Genomic DNA, 25,847 nt, shown 5'->3' with positions numbered 1-25,847 from the left:
GCCCCTGGCGAAACCAGTAAGACGTTCACCGTGCAGACCACGGATGACAGTGGCAGCCCAATTTTAGAAGGCGCCGAAACCTTTACCGTCTCGGTCTCCGACAGCAGCGGTGTCTTGGATACCGGCGCGGGTACGATTGTCGATGATGGCCGTGATATTGGCGGCACGCCTGCGGATAATGATCAACCGACGTACAGTATTGACAGTGTTGTGGTCAGTGAAGGTGGCGTAGCCACCTTTACCGTCAGCCGCACAGGCGATGCGTTAGCCGATCAGACCGTGACCGTGGCGACCAGTATTGGCGGTGGTGACAGCGCTGAAGCCGATGACTTTACCGGCAAGACGCAAGACATTACCTTCGCCCCTGGCGAAACCAGTAAAACCTTCACTGTTCAAACGACTGACGATAGCGCCTTACCGATCTTCGAGGGCGAAGAGACTTTCAGTATCGATGTCAGCGATGGCAGCGGCATTTTGGCCAGTGGCACCGGTACGATTGTCGATGATGGTCGCGATATTGGCGGCACGCCTGCCGATAACGATTTCCCCACGGTCTCGATCAGTTCCGTCAACAATACCGCGATTGAAGGTGGCGCCAACAACACCGTTTCCTTCGTCATCGCGCAAGACAATGTCAGTGAATCCGATACCACCGTCAACGCCACACTGACTCTCGGTGATGTTGAGACCGCAGACCTGAATGCAACGGTCGATTATATCGATGCCAATGGTGATGCGGCGACCACCACGGTGGCGGCGTTAGTCGCAGGCTTGGAGATCACTATTCCAGCCGGCAGCAGCTATACGCCTGAGTTTGTGCTGACCGTATTAGACGATGCGATTTACGAAGTCAGTGAATCGCTGTCGATGGCGATTGCCCTGGCCAGCGGCGAGACCGATGCGCAGATCAGCGGATCAGCGGATTCGGCAACAGCCACAATTTACGACGAAGACAGCACGCCAGGTGATGGCAACAATGACCAGCTGGGCGACTTGCCGGCACTGAACATAGCGACATCGGTTGCCACGGCCACCGAAGGTGGCAGTGATTACGTGGTCTTCGATGTAGTACGCACCGGTGATACCGAGGTCGACAGCACGTTCAAGCTGACGATTGGCGGCGACATCGAAGCGAGCGACATTGCGAGTTTGTCTTACAGCGTCAATGGAGTCGACTGGATTGCGTTCACCAACGGCGGTGATTTAACTCTGTCCGCGGCGGATGCTGATGCGACCTTGCAGGTGCGTGTTGAACCCACGAATGACGATGTGTTTGAACAGAGTGAATCGCTGACGGCGACAATCGCGGCGGCCTCGACGGGCGAAGCAGTGAATATCGGTACAGCGATCGCCAACGGTAGCTTCGTCGATGAAGACAGCACGCCGGGTGATGGCAACAATGACCAGCTGGGCGACTTGCCGGCACTGAACATAGCGACATCGGTTGCCACGGCCACCGAAGGTGGCAGTGATTACGTGGTCTTCGATGTAGTACGCACCGGTGATACCGAGGTCGACAGCACGTTCAAGCTGACGATTGGCGGCGACGTCGAAGCGAGCGACATTGCGAGTTTGTCTTACAGCGTCAATGGAGTCGACTGGATTGCGTTCACCAACGGCGGTGATTTAACCCTGTCCGCGGCGGATGTTGATGCGACCTTGCAGGTGCGTGTTGAACCCACGAATGACGATGTATTTGAACAGAGTGAATCGCTGACGGCGACAATCGCGGCGGCCTCGACAGGCGAAGCGGTGAATATCGGTACGGCTACGGCCAACGGTAGCTTCGTCGATGAAGATGGCTCGACCCCAGGTGACCAGCTGGGCGATCAGCCTGAGCTGAACATCAGCACATCGGTTGCCACGGCCACCGAAGGTGGCAGTGATTACGTGGTCTTCGATGTAGTACGCACCGGTGATACCGAGGTCGACAGCACGTTCAAGCTGACGATTGGCGGCGACATCGAAGCGAGCGACATTGCGAGTTTGTCTTACAGCGTCAATGGAGTCGACTGGATTGCGTTCACCAACGGCGGTGATTTAACCCTGTCCGCGGCGGATGCTGCTGCGACCTTGCAGGTGCGTGTTGAACCCACGAATGACGATGTGTTTGAACAGAGTGAATCGCTGACGGCGACAATCGCGGCGGCCTCGACAGGCGAAGCGGTGAATATCGGTACGGCTACGGCCAACGGTAGCTTCGTCGATGAAGATGGCTCGACCCCAGGTGACCAGCTGGGCGATCAGCCTGAGCTGAACATCAGCACATCGGTTGCCACGGCCACCGAAGGTGGCAGTGATTACGTGGTCTTCGATGTAGTACGCACCGGTGATACCGAGGTCGACAGCACGTTCAAGCTGACGATTGGTGGCGACATCGAAGCCAGCGACATTGCGAGTTTGTCTTACAGCGTCAATGGAGTCGACTGGATTGCGTTCACCAACGGCGGTGATTTAACCCTGTCCGCGGCGGATGCCGATGCGACCTTGCAGGTGCGTGTTGAGCCCACGAATGATGATGTGTTTGAACAGAGTGAATCGCTGACGGCGACAATCGTGGCGGCCTCGACGGGCGAAGCAATCAATATCGGTACGGCTACGGCCAACGGTAGCTTCGTCGATGAAGACAGCACGCCGGGTGATGGCAATAATGACCAGCTCGGCGACTTGCCGACGGTATCGATTTCCTCTATCAACAACGATGCGCTTGAAGGCAGCGGCAACAATACAGTATCGTTCGTGGTGGCGCAGGACAATGTCAGCGAAAGTGATATTTCCATAACCGTGACGCTCGATCTCAACACAGTTGAAACGATAGACCTTAGTAGCATCGTTAATTATCTTAATGCCAATGGTACCTCGGCGACTACAACTGTTGCCGCGTTAGTCGCGGGTCTGGAAATCACGCTACCAGCCAACAGCAACTACACCCCAGAATTTATATTCACCGTTCTCGATGACGTCATTTCTGAAGTCAGCGAGTCACTGTCGATGAGCTTGAGCAGCGCCGTTGGTGCCCAGATCAGTGCTAGTGCAAACTCGGCAACGGCGACGATCTCAGACAACGACGTTTCGCTTGTCCTCGATCTAGATGGCGATGATTCAACTCGCGCTGGTTTGGATTACCAAACGACTTACGCTGCTGGCGGTGTCACTATAGCGACTATCGATGCGGATTTAGATATTGATATTCAGCATGGCAATAACACTAACCTCAAGTCTGCCACCATCACTTTGGTGAATAACATGGCAGGGGATGAGCTGGTTTCTAGCCCGCTAGCTGGTATGACGGTAGCAAATACCGGAACACAGATCACCATAACCGCAGATGATGCAATCAACGGCATGAGTGTTGCCGATTTTGAAGCGGCCATTGCGAGTATTGTTTTCAGTAATACCGAGACTATCTATGATCCATCGACTAGAGAAATCCAGGTTGCGGTCACCGATATCAACGATATTCAGAGCAACACCGCGACTAGTTACATCGTATCGCCAGATATCGCCATCACCATTGATGCCATATCACTGCAAGAAGACCAGGCTGATTCTGTGGATGGAGCTGGCCTATTGATAGTCAATATGCACGATGCGATCACGGTGACTGTCAGTGAAGGCAGTGCGAGTACGCCGGAGGCCCTCGAAAGTCTTGTTATTGTTTTCGATAGTCCGTTGGTTGCAGGCGCCGAAGTCTTTGGCGGTACACTGGCAGGTGATGGTATGACGTTTACCATCGACGACCCCGCTGCGGCTTATGGTATTAAGCTGCCGGCCGATTATTCCACCGATGGCGTTGCTAATAGCACCGATAACAACGCTGCGGCGCTGACGTATACGGTAACAGCAACCAGTAATCATGGCAGTGTCAGTGAGAGCGCTGTGCCCGATTATCCGGGTGATGAAAACACGGCTTATCAAGTGGGTACCGGTATCACGGTAACGGCGACTGGTGATGTTGAATCCAGCGCTGTTAACGCCACCGCGACGCACACCGCTGGTGATGCTTATACCGATGTGCAGTTGGCTCTAGATGGCTGGGTTAGTGACACAGATAGTTCCGAGCAAATACTGCCGGTTAGTATCATCTTTGATGGTCTGCCACCGGGTGTGATTGCCAGCGTCGGTACGCTTAATGGTAATACCTGGACACCCAACTCCGGCGATGCCATCGATGCCTATAAGACGTTGTCGTTGAAAGTGCCAAGCCAGTACGTGTTCTCTATTAATGCGACACTGATGGTCAGCTCCGATGAGGCAGGCGTTCATCAATCACCCTTTACCGTCACCTTACTCGATGACCCGAGTAATAACAGTGCGCCGGTAATCGACCCTTTATCAAAGGCGATCTACGAAAACACCACCTATGTGGCGACGATCAAGGCAACAGATACCGATAGTTTGATATCGGCGCTCAGCTATCGTATCGATAGTAGCAGCCCCAATGCGGCGCTGTTTACCATCGATGCCACCACCGGTGTATTAAGCTTTATCAAGCCGCCGCGTTACGAGGATAGCAATGGCACGGCATACGAGGTCGCGGTGATTGCCAACGATGGCAACAGCGACAGCGCCTCGCAGCTGATGACTATCTCGGTACAGGATACCGAACCTGAGGCGCAATCCGATATGCGCTTTATCGCCAAGGTGGATGGTGTCGCGGTTGCCACCGGTAATGTCTTAACACCGGATGCGGCGCAGCAGCTAACGGGTGATATTGCGGATAATCTCGGTGAGGATGGCATCGGTTCGTTGTTATCGGTTAGCTATACCAACGGAGCCGGCGTCAAGACCGAGCAATTCTTTAATCTCGACCCTGCCGATGATGGCGCTGAGTCGGTCAGCATCACCACCGACTATGGCGAGATCACCGTCAAGGCTAACGGCGACTATAGCTATACGCTCAACAACGCCGCCGGCATTCCCCTCAGTGCCGAAGACTTGTTCAGCTATACCATGACCGACGGCGACAGAGTGAACCAAACGTCTGATGGTAACGGTGGCTGGCTCGGTGGCGATATTCCATTGGCCGATGCCGACACCTCCACAGCGACGCTGTCGATCAATATCGGTGCCTTAACCCGTTTGGATCTCGATGCCGATGACAGCTCCAACCCGCTGACCTCGACCGGCCACTTAAAGAGCTACTTCGATGGCAATGGCGCGGTGGCGATAGCGGATACAGATACTATTATCGACCAGAGCGGTGGCGTTATAACGCTGACCAAGGCCGAGGTCACCCTGACCAATACCAAGACGGGCGATGACTTTACCTTTGTCGATGGTAATGGCGTGGCCGTCATCGGTGGTGTTTTGCCCTATGGCAACATCGCTTACACCGTTACTACCGATGTGAGTGGCAATCGGGTAATTAACCTAGTCGGTACGGCCAGTGTTGAAGATTACCAGCTGGCTATCGCGGCGATCCGTTTCTCTAATAGCGAGGCACATCAGGATACCGAAGACCGTATTATCGAGGTTAAGGTTGGCGACGATAACGCTTGGAGTAATAGCGCCATCAGCGTGGTCGAGGTCGTCGACGCGCCCTCTGCCTATGCCGATGCGTTGACACTGACCGAGAACGCCAGCCAGAGCGGCACCAATCTGCTGCTCAACGATGTCGATATGGATACGGCTGCGGCAGATTTGGCGCTGACATCGATACGCTATACCGACGGAGGCGGAGACGTGGTGGTCGTTGACTTCGCCGGTCAGGCATCGCTGACTTTTACCACTGAAGTCGGTGGTACGGTGACGGTTTACAGCGACGGTAACTATGATTACACCGCGCCCAAGTCGTTGGATCACTCCGATGCGACGCTAGATCAAGATAGCTTCGATTATCAAGTGAGTGATGGAATTTTAGCCTCCGATTGGACGGCGGTCGACATTACGATCGACGATACTGCCCCTGTGGCGATGGACGACCTCAATGGTCTGCGCAGTAATGTGGCCAGCGGTAATGTGATTACCGGTGAGGGGCAGATTGTCGATGCCGGGCTGTATGCAGGTGGCGGTGCTGATACCGAGACCGGCGATACATTGACAGGCTTACACAGCGATGATGCTAATAATATTGGTGTTGTTTACGAGGGCACGACGTATTATTTTGCCGATGTAGGGCAGAGTTATAAAGAAGTAACGATCAGCAGTGATTACGGCGACTTGGTGATCCGCGACGACGGCAGTTACGTTTATACCAAATCCGTAGCGGGAACCGTTATTTTGGCCGCAGGGAATACAGTGCAGGACTGGACCTCAACAGTTGATATTTATGGTTTCAGAAATGACACAACCTATCGTAGTGGCGCTAATATTGACAAATCAATACTGGCCAATGCCAGTGAGCTGGGATCTGCTGCGGATACACATAATGATGGACAGGGGGCTGAGTTATCGGGTTCTGGCCTGGGTGTTGCGGGTGGCTCAAGAACGGAGATCGATAGTTCTGAAGCGATTGTTATAGACCTACATGGTGAGGCAAGGCAGTCTGTAGATATTCAGCTATCTGGCTTTATAGCGCCATTTACTAAAGCAGGTTGGCGAGCTTACGATATCAATGGCAATGTTATTAGCACTGGCAATGAAGGGAGTAGCTCTTTTACTGTATCGGCCAGCCAGGATATTCGGTATATTGAATTTACTTCGACGGCATACGACTTCTATATTACATCCATCAGCTATGAAGTTGTTCCGCCCGCTTTATGGCAAGACCAGGTATTCGAATACACCCTCATCGATGCCGATGGCTCTACAACGACGGCTGAATTAACCATTCAGGACACCTTCCCGACGACTGTTGCTGTCGCGGCCGATACTAACAGCGTCTATGAGTCGGGGCTGGATACCAACGGCAGCGAAGCCAGCACCGATAAGGAGATAGCGTCAGGTAATCTACTGGATAACGATTCGGCTGAATCTATCAGTCATTTCATCGTCGGAGCGGGTACGCCGGTTGCGGTCTCAGGTGCAAGCGCAAGCTATACCACCGCCTATGGCGAATTGACCGTCTACTTCCAAGATGGTGGCGGATACAAGGCCGGTGATTATGTCTATACACTGACGGGTAATACGACCGACCATACTGGAGCAAATGACGACAGCCTTACCGAGGTATTCACTTATCGGGTCGACGATTCGGCAGACCCTGCCGCCAACCCAGACAGTACCAGCACGTTAACGGTCACCATCCATGACGATACGCCTAACGGTAACCCGGTTATCGACAGCATGAAGACTCAGGCCGAGCCCAATATTACCAACTTAACCCTGGTATTGGATTCGTCGGGCAGTATGCGGGCCGATGTCGATGGTAAGAGTTATCTGGAATTTGCCGTGGCAGCACTGAAGGATTTGATTGCCGCCGCCGATGCTGCCGGTAACGTCAATATCCATATTATCGATTTTGATAACGATATCGTCAGCTCGGGTTGGATTGTCGATGATGTTGAGGCGGCCTACGCCTTCCTCGACACCATGGATGAGGGTGGCACCACCAATTATAAGATGGCGTTGGAAGAAGTGATGGCTGTGGGTAACGGCCCAGCGAATGCCGACACCTCATCGGTCTATTTCCTCTCTGATGGTGTGCCTTATCCTTATAACAGTGCCAGAGTTGATGCAACGACTGAGGCTAACTGGAAGGATTATTTGAGTAATGGCGGCGAGCCGATTAATGCCTACGGTGTCGGTATTGGCACTGGCAGTGTCGACTTAAAGGATTTGCAGCCGATCGCCTATCCGCAAGCCGATAAAGCGTTTGTGTTAACCGATGTTCGCGATCTATCCACCAAACTATTGGAAACCCTGTCGGATGATATTCTGGCGGGAACTCTAGGCTTGCTGGGTACCGCTAACGGCAGCGGTATATTGTTAGGGGCCGACGGTGGCTTTATCGAAGAAATCGTCATCGATGGCGATACCTACAGCTTTGACTTCGACAATAAAGAAATCAGCCGACAGCTGCAGGGTGCAGCGTCGGCCGTTGTTATCTTGACCGGCGCCAGCAGTATGGATGTGATTACCGACTTGGGCGGCGAGTTAAACTTCAACTTCGAAACTGGCGAGTATAACTATGTGTTGAAGCTGGATGACAACCTGCTGGATAAGGAGGTTTTTGATGTCACTGCCATCGATGGTGATGGCGATACGTTGGTGACACAGGTGATATTCAATATCGATTACCAGGCCAAGCTGGATGCCAACCGCGACTTTGTCACCAAGCTTGATGGAGGCACTGTCGAAATCCCGATGGAAGCCTTGTTATGGAACGATATTGGCCCGCTGAGTGAAGACGATGGTGTTAGCACCCGTGTCGATGGTGATGCGTCGTTGGTCGACGGTATTGTCTCCACCGATAAAACCAGCTTCACTTACTCGTTGGATAAAAATTCGAGCAATATTGATCAGGCCAAGGTGGTGGTTGAACAAGCCTCGGGACAGAATATTACCGGGTCTGAGCAGGATGATATCCTGGTCGGTAATGCGGGGGATAACACCCTTGTTGGTGGCGGTGGACTCGACGCCTTGGTGGGTGGTGCTGGTGACGACACCTTATTTGGTGGCATGGATGAGGATATTTTGTTCGGCGGCAGCGGCCATGACACCATGGATGGCGGCGCTGGTAGCGATATGTTTGTCTTCCAGCAGGGTGATGCAGACGGTACAGATACCATCAATAATTTCGTGACCACCAGTATAGGGGCCAACGATATTTTGAATCTGGCCGACCTGTTACAGGATGAGGAAAACAACAGTATCGATGGCTATTTAGCCATTACCAAAGATGGTAGCGACAGCCTTATCTCTGTCGATATTGCCGGCGATGGTGGGGCGGCGGATCACGTGATACGTTTTGATAATATTGATTTATTAAATTGGAGTCAGACGACACTGACCAGCGAGCAGGCATTACAGGAAATGTTGGCAAGTGGCAGCTTGATCGTTGATGAATAATACGGCTAAGGCTTTAGCAATAAATGATGCGCGGTTGCAAAAATTGTAGCCGCGCTACTGGTTTTAAAATTAGGGACAAAACATGTATAAAAAGAATATGATCCAAGTGGTTGGCGCTCTTTCATTAGTGGTTGCTGGCTCTGTATTCGGACAGCAGGAAGCCGCAGACAACCAGCCAGAAAAACAGCAGGTTGAGCAGTATTTGACATACGCACCGGCGGGTTTGGAAAAAGAAACACCAACTATTTTGGACAGTGACCAGGATGGTGTGACGCTGGATAAGGACCAGTGCTTGGGTACGCCATTCAATGTCGATGTGAACGAAAATGGTTGTAGCTTTTGCCCTGAAGGCAGCCTTGAGGATAAAGAAGGTTGCTATTACATGGAGAAGATTACCAAGAGTTATCCAATTCGTGTGAATTTCCCCTCACGTTCATACGAGATTCCCGATCAATACAAACCTGAAATTAACCAACTGGTTGAGATGTTGAAGGATAATTTGCCGCCAAAGATTGTTGTTGAAGGGCATACTGATAACATGGGTAGCGATGAATATAACTTAGAGCTGTCACAGCAGCGTGCCGACTCGGTTACCCGACTGATGATATCGTACGGTATTCCGTCGAGTATTATTGTCGGCAAGGGCTTTGGTGAGGGTTCTCCCATTGCCGATAACGCCGAGGATGAGGGGCGTCGACAAAACCGTCGAGTGACGGCAGTGGCAGAAATGAATGAAGAACAAAAGAAATATACCACACGATATTAAGCGTCGCGGTATGACCGAATATACAAACAGCCTGGTTGTCTTAGGCTGTTTTCTTGCGGGTAAAGCTTGGGAATATGAATAGTAAAGTTAACTGCGAAATTAACGATGTTTTACTAGAGTGCCTCTACTTAAGTTGTCGTTTTAAAAACAAGGAATGCTCGCGCTCTGCGCTGACGGCTGGCCTGCCGATTAAAACGGTATTAACCCCCTCGTTATTAACCAGAGCTGCCGCACAGGTGGGGGTTAAGGCGAAACAGGTGGCCAAGCCACTGACCGAGATTAGTAATAATCTACTGCCGGTCATTTTGTTATTAAATGAAGGCGATGCCTGTGTCTTGCTTCAGCTAGACACTGATAAGGGAGAGGCTGTTGTCATCCTGCCGAAGGAGTCGCTGCAGGAGCAGTCCATCCCTCTCGATCAGTTGGATCAGCGATATTCTGGGGTGTGTTTTCAGCTACGTATTGCCCATCGCTTCGATGGACGCATTGATTCAGTGGTTGATGATTATTCAGATCATTGGTTTTGGGGCACTATTTTACGCTCCACGCCGATTTATCGTGATGTCTTATTAGCGTCCTTGCTGATTAATATATTTGCCGTTGCCAGCCCATTGTTTGTGATGAACGTCTACGACAGGGTGGTGCCTAATGCCGCCGTTGAAACACTTTGGGCGTTGGTGGTCGGTGTCTGTTTGATTTTTATTTTTGACTTTGTACTAAAGAAACTACGGCACCAATTTTTAGAGGTGGCTGGGAAAAAATCCGATATATTATTGTCGTCGCAAATCTATGCCAAGACGCTGGCGATGAAAATGATGGCTCGGCCAAAGTCGGTCGGCGCCTTTGCCAGTAATTTAAAAGAGTTTGATAGCGTCAGAAGCTTTATTACCTCCACCACCATGATTGCAGTGGCGGACCTTCCCTTTGTGATCCTTTTCCTAGCAGTGATTTACTATGTCGGCGGCAGCCTGGTGGTAGTGCCGCTGGTGAGCATGCCAATAGTGATTATCTACGGCCTTATTGCCCAGTTTGCTGTACAACGGGCTATTGAGAAAACCTATAAGCTCAGTGCGCAGAAGAATGCATTGCTGATCGAAAGTTTGCAGGGCATTGAAACCATTAAATGCCTGGGTGCCGAGGGCAGCCTGCAGCATGACTGGGAACAGGCGGTGGGGCATACGGCATACTGGAGTCAGAAGTCCCGCGAGATATCGACCTCGACCAACCACTTTAGTCAGCTGGTGCAGCAGCTAACAATGGTGTTTATTGTCGTCTACGGCGTGTATTTGATTGCCGAGCTTGAACTGACCATGGGGGCCTTGGTTGCCTGTGTAATGCTCTCCGGGCGTATTGCTGGGCCAATATCTCAGATTGCAAACTTACTGGCTAATTACCAGCAGACTAAGACGGCCTATACCTCGCTCGATGGTATTATGGCCAAGCCCGATGAACGAGTAGTTGCTGATAAAAGCGTGGTAAATTTGCCGGCTATTGCCGGTAACCTGCAGTTTAACGAGGTGTCTTTTAGCTACCCAGAGAAAGAAATTTTAGCATTAAACAATGTGAGTTTTAACATTCAGGCCGGTGAAAAAGTTGGCATCATCGGTCGCATTGGTTCAGGAAAGACCTCATTGGCCCGCTTGCTAATGGGTCTATATGAACCCAGCGATGGCCGGGTATTAATTGATAATATCGAAATACGACAAACCAATATCAGCGATATACGAAAAAATATCAGTTTTGTCGATCAGGCACCGACGCTGTTCTATGGTTCGTTAAAAGAAAATGTCGGGTACGGTCAAACCATCGTCGATGAAAAAGAAGTGCTCGATGTGTTATCCGATGTTGGTCTTGCCAGCATGGTTAATGGTGACCCCAAGGGCTTGGATTTAGAAATCGGCGAGCAGGGTGTAACACTCTCAGGTGGTCAACGCCAAGCGGTGGCGTTGGCACGTGCATTGCTGCGCGATGCCAGTGTGTATCTTCTCGATGAACCGACCAGTGCGATGGATAATTTAAGCGAGGAGTTTATTAAGACGCGGCTAACGCAGCGCTTGGCAGATAAGACGGTAGTACTTATTACTCATAAAATGTCAATGCTGTCGATGGTCGACAGAGTCATCGTAATGGATGCGGGAAAAATAGTGGCAGATGGACCAAAAGATGCCGTCATCACCGCTTTAAAGAATGGCGAAATTAACGTCGTCAATCGTTAGAAGAGAATACTATGCAGTGGTCAACAATCGTCAATCGAATATTCCCACAGGACGACTCTATATCAGAGCAAGACCTTCCTTATATGAGTTCGGTCAGTGAGGCGCTGATAGAGAAAACACCGCACGGGCCGCAAAAATTATTTCGCCTAATCTTTTTAATTTTTATTGTGTTGGTTCTTTGGGGAAGTTTTGCTGAGGTGGATGAGTTCACCCGCGGCCTTGGTAAAGTAGTGCCGTCGAAAGATATTCAGATTATTCAAAACCTAGAAGGCGGAATATTATCTGAACTATTGGTTTATGAGGGAGAAGTTGTTGAGCAGGGGCAGCCACTGCTGCGTATAGATGACACCCGTTTTTCATCAACCATGCGAGAGACGGGGCTGCAGTTGGCTTACTTGCGTACTAAGGTGAAACGTTTGCAGGCAGAGTCAAAGGGTGTGGTGTTTGCCACGCCGTCAGAGGATGCCGATCTGTTTTATCAGCGCGAGTACTCGCTGTATCAATCCCGCCGTTTTGAATATAACAACCAAGTGTTCGTGGCAACAGAAAAAATTACTCAGAAAAATTTGGAATTGAAAGAGCTTAATAGTCGATTAGGAAAACTCAAAAGTAATGAGAAATTACTGGCCAAGGAATATCGTTTAACAGAGCCGTTGATTTTAAAAGGCGCTGTTTCGCAGGTTGATGTGATTCGCTTGGAGCGCAGCTTGAATGATATGCGAGGAGAGCGAAGGGCAACCGAGATCGCGATACCCAGGGTGGCCGCCGAACTCAACGAGGTGGAGGCGGCACTGGAATCAGTCAGCCTGAGGTTTAAGGCGTCGGCCCAGGCTGAGCTGAACGAGGCGCAGGCGACGTTGTCGCAAATGGAGGAAACCTCGCGTGCGTTAGATGATCGGGTGGAACGTACTCTGGTGTTGGCGCCAGTCAAGGGGACGGTAAAGCAGATAAATATACATACCATTGGCGGCATTATTCAGCCGGGTATGGACCTGATCGAAATTGTACCGTTTGAAGATCAACTGATGGTCGAGGTTCAGGTCAGGCCGTCAGATATCGCTTTTATTCACCCCGGCCAGCGTGCCTCGGTGAAAGTGACAGCCTATGATTTTTCCATTCACGGTGACCTTAAGGGCGAGGTTGTCAATCTCAGCCCCGACACGATTACTGATGAAAAAGGCAATAGTTTTTATCTGGCCAAAATTCTTACCGATTCAACCTTCTTGACCCGAGGCGATGAGGATTTACCAATCATCCCCGGTATGACGGTTGAAGCCGGTATTCTAACCGGTAAGAAAACTATTATGGCCTATCTGCTAAAACCCATTCTAAAAACCAAGAATGCGGCGCTCAGTGAGCGTTGATGTTAGCTGGCTCCGGCGATCTTTCTATATCCCGTGTAACGAAAAAAGCCAGACTAGCAAGCTAATCTGGCTTTTAAAATATGGTGTCGGGAACAGGATTTGAAATGACGACCTTCGCCGCCTTTATGCTAGCTGAGCCCGACGATCTTTCTATATCCCGTGTAACGAAAAAAGCCAGATTAGCAAGCTAATCTGGCTTTTAAAATATGGTAGCGGGGGCAGGATTTGAACCTACGACCTTCGGGTTATGAGCCCGACGAGCTACCAAGCTGCTCCACCCCGCATCAATGTTGGCAGACGTTGTTGCTGTCTACGGGGGCGCATTCTACGGATTTAACGACAACCGTCAACACTTATTTTCATTTAATCGGCCGCGCGGATTTTTTGTAGCAATTGCTCTACTGCGTGGCGCAATTTTTCTGAGCGATTATCACGCTGGAGGCAGAATAACAGTGTCGGTTTGGTGGCCGGCAGTGTGAGTAGCTCTGCGACCAGTTGAGTAAAGCTAGCGCTGGCGGACAAGCTGTTGGCTAATCGCTCCAAATACAGGGTGCACAGCTCTCTATCGGCCAGCATCAGGTGGAAGCGAGAACTCAGCGTGGCCAGTAGCTCGGCATTCTCGCCGACCTCATGGGATAGCACGTCGATTAACAGGCTTTGCACCAGTAACAGGTCCTGGCTTTGGCTAAAGCCTCTTAACAGGGTGGCGGCCAGTGAGGGATCGAGTTCATCGTTTTTTAGGTAAGCCGTCAGGCGTTTGCCAATGGCCTGGCTGACCTCGCTATTGACCATGTGATTCTCAAGGCTTTGGCAGAGTGCCGCCAGAACAGGCAGGGGTAGCTGTGGGATTGTCGTCGATAATAAGCGCTGGTGTTGCTGTACATTGGCGGCAATGTCAGCAAATCCGGCGAGCTCGAGTTGCTGCCATTGATCACGGTGAGTCTTATTCTGGCAGTTTTCAAGGTAGTGGATAGCGGCGGTATAGTGTTCGCTTTGCCCGAGTTTTAAATCTCGGCGTAGGATTGCATGCAGCTGTACCAGTTTGTCCTCAGATGGGGTAAAGACAAAAGGGTTGTCCTCGAGTAAGTCGACAGATTGTCCATCGGCTTGCAGTTGTTCCATCTGTCGGCCCAAACGATGGAGAATAGCGCCCATAAAATGTTCTCGGCTGGCGGCCTCAAGCAGGCCAAACTCATCGAGGGGCAGGCGTACAAACCATAGCATGGGGTTGGCCAGCATCTGTGCGGTACCGTCGTCGATAACCAACGCCAGCCATGCGTGGCGCATATAGGGCTGTGGATAAGCGCGTTGAATCTGTTCGAAGCTCTGCCAGACGGCGCTCGGTATTGGCTGGATATGACGGCCAATATCGTAGCAATTGAGGTTGAGTCCCAGAGTGCTAAATAACTGCTGTAACGTCTGTGGTGTTGTGTTTTCTTGGGTCATCATAGTGCCTTATAAACAGCATTTTTTGTGTTTTTTGCCGCTGCCGCAGGGGCAGCTTTGATTGCGCTCAATGGCAATGTCGTTGCGATGTTCGCCGCCGACAAAATACCAGTGCTGGTCAGCATCGCGTTTGAATAGAGAGTATTCGCGGTGCTGCAGTAATTGCTTATCTTCTTGGTGGTAGGCAACAAAGTCCACATGGTCACTGTGGCCACCACCATTGCTACTGCTGACTATTTGCAGTGAACACCACTGGCTTTGCTGCAGCCAATCAGCCAGTTCCTGTGGTTGATAGCTGGCCTTTGTCGACGCATGGGTGGTGTCGATGAGGTAGTCAACAAGGTCAAGACAGCAGGCACTGTAGCGTGAACGCATCAGCTGCTCGGCGGTTTCAGCATGCGCCGCGCCGCGGTGAAGCGGGCCGCAGCACAGGCTATAGTCTGTGGGTAAGCCGCAGTAACACCGGCCTGCTTGAAGTGTTCTTTTATGCATTGTGATCCGGTTTGCAGTGTCGAAACACTGTTTTAGGTGAAAAATAGTGCAATTTCGGGTATGGTGCGCGCATTTTATAGCAAATACAGTAGTGAAGGAAAATATGGATAAGTACAGAGATATCCGGCCTTATCGCGACGAGGAAGTACGCGACGTTCTCGACGGCGTGTTGAATAACGACGAGCTGCTAACTGCTATCGCCAAGTTGAAATTCCCCAAGGCCGAGCAAAAATTAGGTTGGCTGATTAAGCCACTGGTTCGCTGGCGGTTAAACAGTCAGCTGAAATCGGTAAACGATGTCGATAGCTTTCAGCTTGTTGTGAAAAAGTACATGGAGCATATGGTCAAGTCGACGACGACAGACTTTACGATATCTGGCCTGGATAAACTTGACCCGAATAAGCGCTATTGTCTGTTAAGTAATCACCGCGATATCGCCCTTGACCCTGCTTTTGTCAGTTATGCCCTGTGGCAGGAAGACTCACCGACGGCACGCATTGCCATCGGCGACAACCTGCTGACCAAGGAGTATGTGTCGGCTCTGATGCGCTTGAATAAGAGCTTTATCGTTAACCGCTCCGAGAAGGCACCGCGCAAGATGCTGGCGGCCTTTAAACAGCTTTCGGAATACATTCGCTATTCGATTACGGAGGAGGATTCCAATGTCTGGATTGCTCACCGTGAGGGGCGGGCAAAGAATGGTTGGGATGCCACCGAGCCGGCTATTATCAAGATGCTGACGATTAGTCAGAACCGAAAGACACAAACCTTTAGCGACGCGGTGAATGAACTCAATATTGTCCCCGTATCGATTTCCTATGAGCTCGACCCGCTCGATGCGGCCAAGGCCAACGAATTGTATACTCTCGATGAAGAGGGCGCGTATCAGAAGGCTGAACAGGAAGATATCAACAGTATTGCCCAGGGCATTGCCGGTCAAAAAGGCCATGTCCATGTCGCCTTCGGTGAGGTTGTCAGTGGTGAGTACAGTGGCCCAGAACTGGTGGCAGAAGAAATCGACCGCCAGATAGTGAATAACTATGTACTACATGAGAGCAATGCGATTGCCTATAAACTGTTGCATGGTCATCCACCGGCGCTGAATTTTGGCTCTGCGACTGTGCCATTTAGTGCTGAGGATATGGCGGCGAAGGAGTCGTCGTTTACCGCACGTATTAAGGCGATGCCAGAACAGCATCAGGAGTATGCGCTGAAGATGTACTCCTATTGTTTAGAGCGGCAGATAAAAAAAGGAGCTGATCACGTATAGTTTCTGCGCTTGAGTGACAAAAAAATACCCCGGTTAGCCTAAGCCAGCCGGGGTATTTTTTTGTCGGTAATTTAACCGCTACTGTGCCACCATCGCATCGAAGCGCTGTTGCAGCGATAAATTGGCGCAGGCAGGCCAACTGAACCATTGTAAGATGAGCTGCTGCTTGCTGCGACCTTGCTGGCCAAGCCCCTGGGTTAATTTCTCCATTTGCAGGGTTAGTCGCAGCGCTTGATCGGTCTCAGGGCTGGCAATATTTAACAGCAGTTCGAGCTCAATACAGAGGTGCTGATACTGCTCATCGGCCTGAGGTGAGGCGGCCTCGCTGATGCGTTGACCAACCGCCAGTCGCCAGTCGTTATCCAGTGTCAGCTGTTGCCACTGCTGATCGATCAGGTCTTGGCTGTCTGTGTCACCTCGGTCGCGTTTATTGAGCAGGGCAACAAAGTCGATAAATTGCTGCCACTGCTGTTGCTGCTGGCGACTGCCAATACCTTTGAGGCTTTGTTGATAATCATCACAGGCCTGCTGGAATAGCTGTTGCTGGCTCTTAAAGGCTTGGTTGGGGCGACCGCCGGTGTTGCGGTACTGCTCAACCAGCTGGTCAAACTGTTCGCGGCTGTCCTTGAGAGCCTGGTCATCGAGCTCGGCAAGCTGCTGTAGCTGCTCAATAATCAACTTGGCCTGATCGGCGTGCAGTTGTTGCTTGAGGTCGCGCTCGTTCTTGTGCAACTGGCGCTTGTCGAATAGCGGGTCGAGCTGCTCGCGTAATTCATGCCATAGTTTCTTGTCGATGGCATGGGGGAGCACGGCCAACTTTTGCCAGTTTCTTTGTATCTCCTTGGCCTGATTAATCGCCCCGTTTAAGTCATCGCTTTGTAGCAACTCCTTGGCCTGGTTAATCAAGGCACGCTTACCTTCAATAATAATATCGAGGTTGGCCTGACGATGATTATTGAGGGCTTTGATCAATTTGTTGAATTGATTTTGCAGCGGCTTGTGGCGTTTCTTCTCTACCGGGTGGAGTGAGTGCCACTCCTGTTTGGCCTGTTGTTGGATGCTGTCTATCTGTTGATAAGTGCTTTGCTGCCAATCATTTTGACTGAGGTACTGCTCAAGTTGTTGGCACAGTTGTTGACGCTTTTCCGCGTTTTCAACCCGCTGTTGCTGTGCATTGGCAAAATACGTTTTGCACGGTGCGTAGGCAGCATCGGCGGCTTCTTTAAATTGACTCCACAGTTCATTGGCTTCGGCTGAATAGTCACTGCCGAGTTGTTTCCACTGTTCCTGTAGCTGCTTGATACTGTCGCTGCGTGATTGTAAGTCGCCGTTGTCGTTGACTAGTTTTGCCATGGCTTGGCAAAGCTCTTGCCGCTTGGGGGTGCTGGCGAATTTCTGCCAGTCACGCAGCTCGTAGACGCGCTTGTTAAGGCGGTGCCAATAATTGTTCAGCGCCTTGGTATTAACCGCGTCATTATTTTTAAACTGTTGACGGATCTTATTGCTGAGTTGATTGGCAAGGGTCAGATCCTTGTTGTCGACGGCGAGCTCACATTGATCTAACAGTGCCTCTAATTTGTCACACAGCTGCTGTAGCTGCTCTTTGTCGATGGTGACGGGGCTTTTCTTGAGCTCAGGCTTGGCCGTACTTAACGCGGCTAACAGTGCCGGTGGTTTGGCAAAGCCCGGCCAGTTAATGCTGGCCAGTATCTCGGCTTCTGCTGGCAGGCCTTTGTCATGGCTTTGTTGTAGTTGTGGTTCGAGCAGCTGAAACTGGCTGTAGGCTTGCTTGATCGCCATCAACTGTTGCGACAAGGCGGTTAACCGATCGTTGTTATGGCCGGCGATGCTATCGATAATCGTGTCAAATTGTTGGCCCAGCGCTGGTAGATAATCCTTGCCGAGCTGTTTGACTGTGGCTTCAACATCGGCAACCAATTGTGCCAGTTGAGTCTGTTTCTGCTGGGCTAATAGCTCGGCGGCGGCCTGATCTTGTTGCGTCTTCAGCACGGCTTCGAGCTGTGCAACTGCCTCGTTAAAATGTTGTTGTTGCTGGCTGCTGAGGTCGGTGGCTAATGCCGCCCCGTGTTGTTTTAATACCTGAAGCTTGCCACTGTGCTGTGGCCCCCAGTGACTGCTTGCCAGGTGCTGGGCCTGCTTCACCAAGTCGTCCGCCTGTTGCTCTAGCTGCTGCTGTTCTTTTTCTTGCTGCTTCAGTGCGTTAAGAATTTCTTTGATTTGCTGGCGAACTTTTTTATCGCGATTCCCGACGGCATCAAGGATTTTTTTCAGTGTCTCTGGCTTGTTTATTCTCGCCGTTGCCTGCTGACGTATTTCGCTGCTATGACCATTGCTGGCAAGAATGAACAGTTGATCTTGATCGTTACATTGATCGATGAAAAGTTGTTGAAAAGCCAGGCTATGGGGCAGTTGGATCAGCGAGGTGATTTGCTCGCTGGTGAGACTTTGTGTTGTCATTCTGCTGGCAGCCAGGCGCGCGATCATAGGGTGTGGCGAGGCAATGAAATCGTTGATGAGTTGCGAGTTGTCAACCAGCTTGCTGCCGATCTCGCTGAGTTGTTCGCTGTCATCACACTGGCGGAGCCTGCTCAGCAATTGCTGTCGTTGTTTCGGCACGCTCTCATTGAGATTGTCAACGGGTTTGACCGCAGAGGTAGTCGAAGAGGCGTCTTTATTGCGAGTGAAACTGAACAGTTTTTTTAACATATAACGGATGCTTGTCGTTTGATGAATGGAAAGCGAATGTTATCGGCATGGTCGAATATTTCGGTGATATAATACCGCACTTTGCTGCAGATGTAGTCATCGATTAGCGCTCTATTAACAGGTTAGGTTTTCCTATGCTCAGCACCGCCCAGAAAGATGATATTCGCAGCCACTACAGTACGCTGTGTGAGAACAAATCGCTGATATCACGCTGGGGACAAAAGGTCATGATTGCCGAGATCGCCAAGACGCTTGGCGGCATAGATTGCGGTGACGACGATGAGCGCAGTGGTGACAATCACGTCTGTGTGGTCGAGGCGGGCACCGGCACGGGCAAGACGCTGGCCTATGCACTGACCTGTCTTTATATGGCCAAGAGTTTGAATAAGAAACTGGTGATATCGACGGCAACTGTGGCACTGCAGGAGCAGATAGTGCTCAAGGATCTCCCCGACCTTCGTCGTCATAGCGGCATGGACTTTCAGTTTGCCCTAGCCAAGGGGCGAGGGCGCTACCTTTGCTTAAGCAAGCTTGAGTCGGCAATGGAGGGGGAGGAAAACCCTCAGGCAGCGCTGTACCCTGATGAGGTCATTGCAGCCAGTAGTGGCGATGAGCAAAAACAGCTGTATCAGCAGATGGTCAGCAAACTGTCGGCCAACCAGTGGGATGGTGATCGTGATAGTTGGGAGGACAGTATTGAGGCGGAATATTGGCAGCCGCTGACCTCGGATCATCACCAGTGTAGCGGCCGCAAGTGTCCGCATATTAAGAACTGCTTTTACTTTAAGGCGCGGGAAAATCTTGATGACGTTGACTGCGTGATTACCAACCACGATTTGGTGTTGGCAGACTTGGCTCTTGGTGGCGGTGCTATTTTGCCAGCGCCAGCGGATACCATTTACGTCTTTGATGAAGGCCACCATCTGCCCGATAAGGCGCTGCAGCACTTCGCCCATCACAGCCGTTTAATCTCAACGCGCAAATGGTTGGAGCAGGCTGAGAAGGCGATGGCCAACTTAGTCAAAGTCGCCGGCGTGCAGGGTGAGATTGGCCGTATTATTCAAGGTATGTCGCCAGCCTACCAAAACCTTCGTGAGCAATCGACAATGGTCAAGGCGATGGTTGAACCCTTGTTTGGCGATGTCGCGGAGAGCAATAGTCGCAACGGTATTCATCACCGCTTTGATAACGGCATTATTCCAGCGTCGCTGCGCGAGATAGCGGTATCGCTGAAAGCTGATTATATTCGTCTAACAGAAGGCTTTGAGCGAATCCTCAAAGAGCTCGATGAGAGTATGGGGGATAACGGCGGTGATCTGCCCAAGCATGAGGCCGAGTTGTGGTACCCGGCGGTGGGTATGTTGCGTAACCGTGCTGACGGTAATGCTCAGTTATGGTTGCAATATGCTATTGAGGATGAACCCGGCAAGCCGCCGATGGGGCGTTGGATTAGCTATGTCGATAATACTGGGGCGGGGGACTTTGAAATTTGTGCCAGCCCAATTATGGCATCGCACACCCTTTATAACCATCTGTGGAGCCGCTGTTTTGGTGCTGTGGTCACCTCTGCAACGCTGACGGCTCTGGGTAACTTTGAACGTTTTATTCGGCGCTCAGGGGTGCCGCGCAACAGTAATATGCAGCGTGTCGACAGTCCGTTCAACTACCCACAGGCTGCCGAGTTAATCGTGCCTAACTTCGCCGACCCGAGTAATGCCATGGCGCATACCGAGGCGATTATCGACGACTTACCATCGCGTTTTGGTGCCACCGAGGGTGCTCTGGTGCTGTTCTCATCCCGCAAGCAAATGCGGGATGTGTATTTTGAACTGCCCAGTGAATTTCGAGAAAAGGTGTTGTTGCAGGATGATTACAGTAAGCATGCCTTGATCAGCAAGCACAAAAAAACCATCGATGATGGTGCTGGCAGTGTGATTTTTGGCCTCGCCTCGATGGCCGAGGGTGTTGATTTGCCCGGCGATTACTGTCGCTATGTGGTGATTGCCAAGATTCCTTTTGCGGTGCCGGATGACCCGGTTGAAGCCGCGCTTTCGGAGTGGGTGGAGGCCGGCGGCGGCAACCCCTTTATGGAAATTACCGTGCCCGATGCGGCGATAAAGCTAGTGCAGGCCTGTGGTCGTTTGTTAAGAAATGAAAGCGACACCGGCAAGGTTGCGATTCTCGATAGTCGATTGCTGACGCGACGTTATGGTAAGGCCATATTGAATTCACTGCCGCCATTTACTCAACGCTTGGGCTAGTACTGTGTCGGATATCTACCAAGTCAGCAGTACCTTTTTAGCTCAAATTGAGGCAGAGCTGAGGGCTATGCAACTGTGGCAGGTTGAACGCCCCAGCGAACAGGCCTTGGCCAGCAAACAACCGTTTTGTCTGGATACACTTCGGTTTGAGCAGTGGTTGCAGTTTATCTTTGTCGAGAGAATGATGTGGCTAATTGATCAGCGGCAGGCGCTGCCAGAGCAGTTTGGCTTGGCGCCAATGTGTGAGGAAAGTTTTGTCGCCAGGGGTATTGATGGTCGTCGTCTGTCAGTGTTACTCAAACGCCTCGATGAGGCGCTGAGTGCCGGCTGAGGTCTAGGCCTGCTGGCTGAAGTGTTCAATACTAAAGGCGACGCGCTCTTCAACAGTACGGTTAATCCCTTTTTGCGCCTCGACCAACTGCAGTCGGGGGAGCAAGCCTTGATTATTGGCAATTTGAATTGCCAAGCCCGGACGGGCATTTAGCTCAAGTATCAGTGGCCCTTTCTGTTTATCGAGAACAATGTCCGCGCCCATATAGCCGAGCTCGGTCACTTCAAAACAGGCGGCCGATAAGGGTAAGATTGCGTCCCAGTGGGGAATGGCAAGCTCGCTGAAATCGTATTGAGTATCGGGATGAATCTGAACTGGCGTATCGTATTGTACGGCGTTAACCGCCTTGCCTGTGGCCAGATCAATACCAACACCAACAGCCCCCTGGTGCAGGTTGGCCTTGCCGTCTGAGGCCTTGGTCGACAAGCGCAGCATGGCCATGACAGGGTAGCCCTGAAAGACGATGACGCGAATATCGGGAACGCCCTGATAGCTGTAGTGATCGAAGATGGGGTCAAATTCCACCAGCGTTTCAAACATGGCTACGTCAGGCTTGCCACCGAGGCTGTACAGGCCGCTGAGAATGTTTGAGACGTGACGTTGAATGTCCTTAAAGGTCACCTCTTCGCCACTGGCTTTGACATAGTTGTCGCCGCGTTTGCCGACGATGACGAGAATACCCTTGCCGGCGCTGCCCTTGGCCGGCTTGGCAACAAAAGCCTCGAGTTGGTCCAACGCCTGGTCGAGTTCTTTGACCTGATATTGCATGCTGACCACGGCGAGTAATTTGGGCACCGCAATGCCAGCACCTTCCGCCAGCACCTTGGTTTCCATCTTATCGTCAACCCGGGGGTATAAGTGTCTTGGGTTGTAGCGACTTATATAGGCAACGTTACGCTGGTTCATGCCCAGCAGGCCGTAGTCTCTTAGTCGTGAGGGTTTAGAGAAAAACATAAAACCCTCCTATTTCTGCTGTTGGTCGACAATGGGCTGGAAGCGACGCAACTCAGTCAGGCGGTAGCCGGTGTACTGGCCCAGCAATAAGATAATTGCCAGTAATACCAACAGTAATTCAGGGAAGTTGAAGGTCAGGTGGTTAACCAGAGGGTTGCTCATTGCCAAGTAGGCCAGCGTTGCCAGCAGCAGGCTGCCGCCACCCTGAACAAAGACTTCATGAGCGCCTTCCTCTTCCCATAGGATCGACATTCGCTCGATGGTCCAAGCTAAGATAATCATTGGGAAGAAGGTAATCGTCATGACTTGATCGAGGCCCAGCTTGGCACTGACAATACTGAATCCGGCCATGATACCGATAACCACAATGACTACCGCGGATATCCTGGCCACCAGGAGTAAGTTGAGTTTGCTGAGGTAGGCACGGATAAATAGACCGGCACCGACGACAGCGATAAACATTAATAGCCCCGGTAGTAGCTTGGTCTGCATAAAGGCGAGTGCGATCAGAATGGGCATAAATGTACCGGAGGTTCTGACGCCGATGATGACACGCAAGAACACGATAACTAGGGCGCCGATAGGCACTAACAAAATAGTTTTAAAAGCATTTTGGCTGGCGCTTGGCAGGCTGTAAATGGAGAAGTCAATCAGTGCTGTGGTCTCGCTGGCGGTATTACCTCGGGCGAGAGCAACCTGCTTCGCCGATAAGGGGGAGCGGACGATGGAGAAGCCAACCGATGAATCGGTACCGCCGATGACTTCGAGTAGGGCATCGCCACCGCGGCGCCATAGTACGACACCCTCTGGCACACCTGTTTCAGCAGTCAGTGGGTTGAGGGTCAACCAGCGGTCATTGTGGTAGACCTCAATAAAGGGGATTAACTGTTGCTTGCGACGGTTGTCTTCGAGTTGTAAGCCCAGCGCTAGACGGGCAGGGACTTCAGCAACGGCTAATAGGCCCAACATGGTCTTGGTTTTATTGCTGCGGCTGTCACTGTAGCCGAGAATCATGTTAGCGCTGGCATCGGCCTCGGTTTTATTGAACGTCTTGATAAGTTGTATGGTGAAGCTGCGATTGTCGGCAGAAATTTTGGCAATACGCTCGATCAGAGAGTTGGCCGCCTGCATTTTAGCCGCATCATATTCAGGCAGGTTGCCAAGCTGAGCAGGGCTGCTATCCAGAGTGTCGACAGCGTCGTAATTGTCGACGGCGCGGATACGATAGTAGAGGGTCTGATGACCACTGGCTTCGCGAGTACTCCACTCCGCGATGTTGTTATCGGATTGCTCATTGAAATAAAAGCCATAGCCATCGGATGATTGGCTATCATCTAGCACAACCAGGCGGCCATCCTTTTTCGGTAGTGTGAGCTTAACTTGGACCGGTTTTTGGTGTGCTTGAAAGTCAATTTTAGCCTCAATCGACCACACCGGTACCTGTTGGCCTGGGGTCAAGGGGAAGTGCAGAGTGAGGTGCTTGTATGCTGTTGCGCCCAAACCAAGGGCACAGAGAATGGCGGCTATAATATACAGTTTGATTTTATCGGACATAATATAGAGTCTGTTTTATTAGTAGTATTAACGTTTACTTAGGCTTGCCCTGCGAGCGGTCTTGGCTGACATCAACGACGGCAATGTCTTTGAGGAAATTACGGCCAATCAACATGGGGAATTCATAGTTGCTGCGATCGGTGATATTAACTTCGATGCGCTGTTCAATTTTGCCTATTTTCAGTTGTAGCATAACGACTTTGCGGCGCAGTGAATCTTCGCCATGGCGCTTTATCAGTACGGTCTTCTCTACCGGGCGCTCAAGCTCAACAGAGGTGTCTTTACCTGTAGGTACGGTGAATTTGACCCATTTTTTTCCGTCGCGTTCAAATTCTTGAATGTTAATCGCGTTCATTGAGGTGCCCTTGGCGCCGGTATCGATTCGCGCCTCGAGGGTAAAGTTGCCAGGCTTGATAGTCACCAGCTCGGTGGCACCAATAATCGTCAGCTTGGTTGCGGGTATAATGACTTTCGGCTCTTCGGGCTCAACTTTTTGTGGCGGTACCGGGTCGGTTTTCGGTGTTGTAACGTCTTTTTTATCGGGCTCAACAACCACTGGGGGTTGTTCTTTAGGCTCTACTACAGGTGGAATGGGGGCAGGTTCTTGCTCTTTCGATGAGAGTTGAAAGGTTTCGCAGCCGGTTAATACGATTGCTAATGCAAGGGCGGTTAGTTTCAGCCTGTAGCTCATGGTGAGTCCTATAAAACACAAAAAGGAATATTGTCGATTAGATAAAAAACCAGCCGCTAGGTAGTAGGGCTGGCTGCTGGCTGGCGGTTTAAGACGGTTCTCGGACCGCCATAATCATTCTTACCAAATGGGCAAGGGAATGTGTTGCCATCTTTTCCATTACTCGTGCGCGGTGTATCTCTACGGTACGCTGGCTGATGCCGAGTTCTGCGGCAATCACCTTGTTAGCCTTACCCTCGACAAGTTCGTCGAGTACCTCGTTCTCACGGGCAGTCAAAGTGGCCAGATGCTTCTTAATATCTTGTTTTTCAAGCAGTGAGGCGCGCTGCTTGGTATCCAGGGCCAATGCCTGATTGATTTTGTCGAGCAACTCTTGTTCGCGATATGGCTTTTGGACAAAGTCGACAGCGCCGTGTTGCATTGCTTCGACTGCCATTGGTACATCGCCGTGACCGGTGACGAAAATAATTGGCAGGATTGATCCCTGGCGGTTGAGCTCTTTGTGAAGCTCCATACCATTCATTCCGGGCATGCGAATATCGAGCACGATACAGCCGAGCATATCTGGGTTATACGAATCGAGAAAAGCCTGTGCAGAATCAAAGCTTTTTGCCTGCTGATCGACAGAATCTAAGAGCAATTCTAAAGATTCGCGTACCGCATCATCATCGTCAACAATATATACTGTAGGTTTTAAGTCCATTAAAAGGCCTCGTTGCTGTTACGTAAATGTTTGTCGTTGACAAAGTTCTTTTATATCAGTCGGTTATATTGTTCCGATAATATTCGTTGTCATGCTAATATGGCAGCATAGCAAATCAAC

The 25,847-nt window shown here is 51.1% G+C and carries 14 protein-coding genes and 1 tRNA gene; 7 read left to right on the top strand and 8 right to left on the bottom strand.

Features of this window, described 5'->3' with window-relative positions:
- Positions 1-30: 30 nt before the first annotated feature.
- From L9P87_RS17790 to L9P87_RS17775, 4 genes are all read left to right on the top strand, one after another.
- Positions 31-8,952 carry a Calx-beta domain-containing protein gene (locus tag L9P87_RS17790; RefSeq protein ID WP_237446112.1) on the top strand — a complete coding sequence of 2,974 codons (8,922 nt, stop codon included), beginning with the start codon at positions 31-33 and terminating at the stop codon, positions 8,950-8,952.
- Positions 8,953-9,034: 82 nt separating this feature from the next.
- Positions 9,035-9,718 (top strand): OmpA family protein, encoded by a 684-nt coding sequence (locus tag L9P87_RS17785; protein ID WP_237446111.1) that lies wholly within the window; start codon positions 9,035-9,037, stop codon positions 9,716-9,718.
- A gap of 74 nt (positions 9,719-9,792) precedes the next feature.
- A complete protein-coding gene (locus L9P87_RS17780; RefSeq protein ID WP_237446110.1) occupies positions 9,793-11,934 on the top strand; it encodes a type I secretion system permease/ATPase in 2,142 nt (713 codons plus the stop codon).
- Positions 11,935-11,945: 11 nt separating this feature from the next.
- Positions 11,946-13,298 carry an HlyD family type I secretion periplasmic adaptor subunit gene (locus L9P87_RS17775; RefSeq protein WP_237446109.1) on the top strand — a complete coding sequence of 451 codons (1,353 nt, stop codon included), beginning with the start codon at positions 11,946-11,948 and terminating at the stop codon, positions 13,296-13,298.
- Positions 13,299-13,505: 207 nt separating this feature from the next.
- Here the strand turns inward: L9P87_RS17775 and L9P87_RS17770 are convergent.
- The 3 genes from L9P87_RS17770 to L9P87_RS17760 form a co-directional block, all read right to left on the bottom strand.
- Positions 13,506-13,582 (bottom strand) — tRNA-Met (locus L9P87_RS17770).
- A gap of 79 nt (positions 13,583-13,661) precedes the next feature.
- Positions 13,662-14,744: a DUF3549 family protein gene (locus tag L9P87_RS17765; protein ID WP_237446108.1), complete on the bottom strand. Its 1,083-nt coding sequence runs from the start codon at positions 14,742-14,744 to the stop codon at positions 13,662-13,664.
- A 9-nt stretch (positions 14,745-14,753) separates the two neighbouring features.
- A complete protein-coding gene (locus tag L9P87_RS17760; protein WP_237446107.1) occupies positions 14,754-15,236 on the bottom strand; it encodes a YchJ family protein in 483 nt (160 codons plus the stop codon).
- A 103-nt stretch (positions 15,237-15,339) separates the two neighbouring features.
- On the opposite strand from L9P87_RS17760, the gene L9P87_RS17755 reads away from it, so the two are divergent.
- Positions 15,340-16,506: a 1-acyl-sn-glycerol-3-phosphate acyltransferase gene (locus L9P87_RS17755; RefSeq protein WP_237446106.1), complete on the top strand. Its 1,167-nt coding sequence runs from the start codon at positions 15,340-15,342 to the stop codon at positions 16,504-16,506.
- A 78-nt stretch (positions 16,507-16,584) separates the two neighbouring features.
- Here L9P87_RS17755 and L9P87_RS17750 read toward each other — a convergent pair whose 3' ends face one another.
- Positions 16,585-19,233, bottom strand: coding sequence for a DUF349 domain-containing protein (locus L9P87_RS17750; protein WP_237446105.1), 2,649 nt, complete (start codon positions 19,231-19,233; stop codon positions 16,585-16,587).
- Between the two features lie 134 nt (positions 19,234-19,367).
- Between L9P87_RS17750 and dinG the strand changes: the two genes are divergently transcribed.
- Positions 19,368-21,494 carry an ATP-dependent DNA helicase DinG gene (gene dinG, locus L9P87_RS17745; RefSeq protein ID WP_237446104.1) on the top strand — a complete coding sequence of 709 codons (2,127 nt, stop codon included), beginning with the start codon at positions 19,368-19,370 and terminating at the stop codon, positions 21,492-21,494.
- A gap of 4 nt (positions 21,495-21,498) precedes the next feature.
- A complete protein-coding gene (locus L9P87_RS17740; RefSeq protein WP_237446103.1) occupies positions 21,499-21,825 on the top strand; it encodes a YqcC family protein in 327 nt (108 codons plus the stop codon).
- A gap of 3 nt (positions 21,826-21,828) precedes the next feature.
- On the opposite strand, the gene L9P87_RS17735 is transcribed toward L9P87_RS17740, so the two are convergent.
- The 4 genes from L9P87_RS17735 to fixJ form a co-directional block, all read right to left on the bottom strand.
- Entirely contained in the window at positions 21,829-22,779 is a 951-nt protein-coding gene (locus tag L9P87_RS17735; protein WP_237446102.1) for an alpha-L-glutamate ligase-like protein, read from the bottom strand.
- A 9-nt stretch (positions 22,780-22,788) separates the two neighbouring features.
- Positions 22,789-24,333, bottom strand: coding sequence for an inactive transglutaminase family protein (locus L9P87_RS17730; RefSeq protein ID WP_237446101.1), 1,545 nt, complete (start codon positions 24,331-24,333; stop codon positions 22,789-22,791).
- A gap of 34 nt (positions 24,334-24,367) precedes the next feature.
- Entirely contained in the window at positions 24,368-25,024 is a 657-nt protein-coding gene (locus L9P87_RS17725) for an ATP-dependent zinc protease family protein (RefSeq protein WP_237446100.1), read from the bottom strand.
- 88 nt (positions 25,025-25,112) lie between these two features.
- The gene (gene fixJ, locus L9P87_RS17720; RefSeq protein ID WP_237446099.1) at positions 25,113-25,727 is read right to left on the bottom strand and encodes a response regulator FixJ; all 615 of its coding nucleotides are present in this window, start codon (positions 25,725-25,727) and stop codon (positions 25,113-25,115) included.
- Positions 25,728-25,847 lie beyond the last annotated feature (120 nt).

This window comes from Sinobacterium norvegicum, assembly GCF_923077115.1.
GTDB lineage: Bacteria > Pseudomonadota > Gammaproteobacteria > Pseudomonadales > Sinobacteriaceae > Sinobacterium > Sinobacterium norvegicum.
Note: the sequence above shows the minus strand (reverse complement) of the source record. Positions and strands in the feature narration are given on the sequence as shown.